Source organism: Lysobacter xanthus, assembly GCF_047159895.1.
Genome location: NZ_BAAGAB020000121.1, coordinates 1 through 3,407, shown reverse-complemented (window position 1 = coordinate 3,407; position 3,407 = coordinate 1). Strand labels below are relative to the sequence as shown.

At 61.8% G+C, this 3,407-nt stretch carries 2 protein-coding genes; both read right to left on the bottom strand.

The features are described from left to right. Positions 1 to 1,402: 1,402 nt before the first annotated feature. A complete protein-coding gene (locus ACY35P_RS15160) occupies positions 1,403 to 1,897 on the bottom strand; it encodes a hypothetical protein (protein ID WP_462116671.1) in 495 nt (164 codons plus the stop codon). 839 nt (positions 1,898 to 2,736) lie between these two features. Next, entirely contained in the window at positions 2,737 to 3,249 is a 513-nt protein-coding gene (locus ACY35P_RS15155) for a hypothetical protein (RefSeq protein WP_462116670.1), read from the bottom strand. Between the last annotated feature and the right edge of the window lie 158 nt (positions 3,250 to 3,407).

Genomic DNA, 3,407 nt, shown 5'->3' with positions numbered 1-3,407 from the left:
CCAGCAACTTTTCCATGAGCGCTAACACCTGAGTTAAGCCGCGCCGCGAAGCGGCGTCGGCTTGGACGAATTGTTAGAGCCCACACGACCTTACCGAGCGTGCCCTAACGGCTAGGAGCAAAGAATGCCACGGGTGGCTAGCGCGAGCGCCCATGGGCGCCCTCGGAGGCACGTGCCGTGGCGGCCAAGCTCGAGCGCAACCGAAGGGCAGAGAGCGAAGCGTAAGGATGGTGGGCCCGACGAAAGAGGCTGAGCCGCGGGTGGGAGCACGAGAACACCTGAGCCGCGATAGGCCACTACGGCATTCGGCGGTATCGGGTGGTGGGCGCTAACACCTGAGTTAAGCCGCGCCGCGAAGCGGCGTCGGCTTGGACGAATTGTTAGGCGGCACCCCGTGATTCATGCGACCCGCCTGCTGATGTGCCGACTACGCTCGCCATGATCCACGAAGGCTAACGCACTTGGGAGCGCGGCCTCCACGCTGGCAACGACGCGGCGAGAGGCCCGCTCCGACCAGAGGGCTCCGGGAAGCCACCACGGCTTGCCCCAAAAGTGCAGGTACTGGCTGGGACGCCTGACGAGGTTGGCGGAGCGCACCCAGGCATGAGGGGGCTCCGACGAGCGACGTGATAGCTGAATCTGAAAACGGGGAGCCGCGTACTTATCGAAGTTGAACGTGACGGTATCCACGGACTCACCCGCCCGGCGCTCCAGCTCGATTTCCCGGCCCGACACTGGCTGATCAGGCTGACCGAGGCTATGACTGACACGGCGGAACCCCTGTGCTTCTAGGAGAGGCACAAGCTGCGATGCCACCAAAGTGCTCAATAGGCGAGTACCCGGCGGGGCAAGGCGTTGCCACTTTTCGAAGCGAGCTTCTTGGTTCGACCTGCTACGACCCATCTGTGCCGCCTAACACCTGAGTTAAGCCGCGCCGCGAAGCGGCGTCGGCTTGGACGAATTGTTAGCTGCCGTTGCCGGACAGCTCGACAACCAGCCGTGCACGTGCGCTTTTCTCTGGATCTTGGTCTGTCTCACTGTCTTCGAAAGCCAGAAAGATGCGCCAGAACCGTAATGGACCCTGCCAGTCTGCGAGCTGCATGAGGCATGTCATAACCCCATCGGCATCCCAGAAGCCCACTTGGCCATCGAGGAATCGATCCGCCAACGCGCAAGCGCTCTGATCTAGAAGGCCTCCTGGCTCATCGCGCGCGTCAAAAGAGAGCCCTGCCACGGTCTCGAATATGTTGAGGGGCAGCGAGCACTTCCATAGCACCTCATCGGGCACCTCCAAGAAGCGGCTCCGGCCGCTGTTTGGTGGACGAGGCGCTCCGGACTTCCCCATGGCAGCTAACACCTGAGTTAAGCCGCGCCGCGAAGCGGCGTCGGCTTGGACGAATTGTTAGGCCTCTGCCGAGTGCCCAGCTGGACCGAGAAAGACAAAGCGGTTCCTATGCACTAGCCAAGCGACGGCTGCGTAAACCACCAGACTGAGGATCGCCGAAGTCCACACAGCCCCACGCGTGAATATCATGTCCAAGGCTTCCTGCCGCACCGGAAGCCCTCTGAGCTCGCGGCCAATCTCGTAAGCTCGTCGAGCACCCGGCAGGTCATGCAATGCCACCGCAAGCGTGACGAGATTTTGGAGTACGCCTGCGCCCAGAGCAGTCAGGAGCACAGGGTAGCCGGCGAGCGATGGGCGAAATAGGTAGTAGGTGCCAGCCGCGTTGAGCAGAAACACCACGGCCGCCATGACGAAGAATAGCCACGGCAACCCGGCGGCTGACAGGATGTAGTAGTCCGACGTCGTCGAGAAGCGGGCCAGCGTATCGAGGTCTTTGCCGGCCGCCCAAAGGAACCAGAGGACGACGAGGATGATTGAACGGGGTCTCTTCATTCTTTCCTCAGAGGCCTAACACCTGAGTTAAGCCGCGCCGCGAAGCGGCGTCGGCTTGGACGAATTGTTAGAGATCACACGCCGAGGTACGGGCTTGCTTCTCCACAAAGCCGGAGTGTGCCACGAAGGGCGATGACCGGGAGTTGGCCGCGAGCCAGAACGTGCAAGCCGCCCTACCGCAAAGGCGAGAATGTCCCCAAGCCGGGCGGCGCTAGATTCTGAGAGCTTCGATGCCGGCCCGCGCCCGGCGGGGAGCCAGTGTGTCCGTGATGCGGCCAAGCACACGACGACGAAAACGGCTCAGCCGCCAGGAACAACTCAAGAAGCGATCTTGCTTCCCAGTGTGAGCGCTAACACCTGAGTTAAGCCGCGCCGCGAAGCGGCGTCGGCTTGGACGAATTGTTAGGCCCCAAGCCTACTAGTCCCCAGACGCGCTCGAGCTGGTGACCTTGTACTCTCGAGGCCCGAGCTGTGGAGACTTCCTGCGCCAGTACAGTCAGGCCAAGTGCCAGCGCTGCGCAAAGGAATGCGGCCCCGGAAAGCGACCGGATGCGACGGTGCAAGTACAGGCTGATTGATGCCCAGAGCAGCAGCACTAGAGATAGGGCTGCAAGGGCAAAGTTAGCAGTCGAATCAGCCTCCCACGTATCGACCAGTGAGGCCGCAATTTGCTCGTCGGAGTAGCCAGGGAAAGCCAAGCTCCAAAGTGCAAGAGCTGCTACGGCTGCGGAAACTAATGTGGCAGCAAGCAGCGGGTTGGCGTAGCGGCTAAGTCTCATTCTGGGGCCTAACACCTGAGTTAAGCCGCGCCGCGAAGCGGCGTCGGCTTGGACGAATTGTTAGGCCTGCGCTGCATGCACTGCGAGAGCCAAAAGGTTGAGCAGGACGAGTAGCCCGCCGAAGACCACCGCAACTATGTTCCAGCCGCGCAACTTCGAATTCCGGTGCTCTGGAGTGGACAGGGCGTTGCTGCGGTTCGCGAAAGCTTGCATGGGAAGCAGCGGCAGGACGGACGCGAAAGTGAGCGCGGCCAAAGGCATAGGACCGTAGCCCACGAGCGATAGCCCAACCCAGGCAATAAAACACGCCAGCGCGACCGCCGACCCGAGCCGGCCGGCGGGCCGCGCCATGCGCCGGAAAAGAGGGAAGGCAAAGAACAGCCCAAGGACCGAGCGCCACGGGGCGGACAGGCTCCTGTTCTCCCGGCGCTTGAGCAGGCGCCAGTTCCAGTAGAACCAATAGATTTGGTACAGCCCAAGGGTGCACACCGACATGATGGCGAGCTTTCCGACCGATACCGGAAAGAACTCGGGCTGAGGTTTTAGTGAACTCGGCTGCGACATGGTTTCCAAGCAGGCCTAACACCTGAGTTAAGCCGCGCCGCGAAGCGGCGTCGGCTTGGACGAATTGTTAGCTGCCCGCGCGGATCTAACGATGAGCCAAGCTCCTAGGAGCAGGAAGGGCAAGCTCAGCAACTGACCGGCGCTCAGGGCTAGCGTGCCGTCATAGG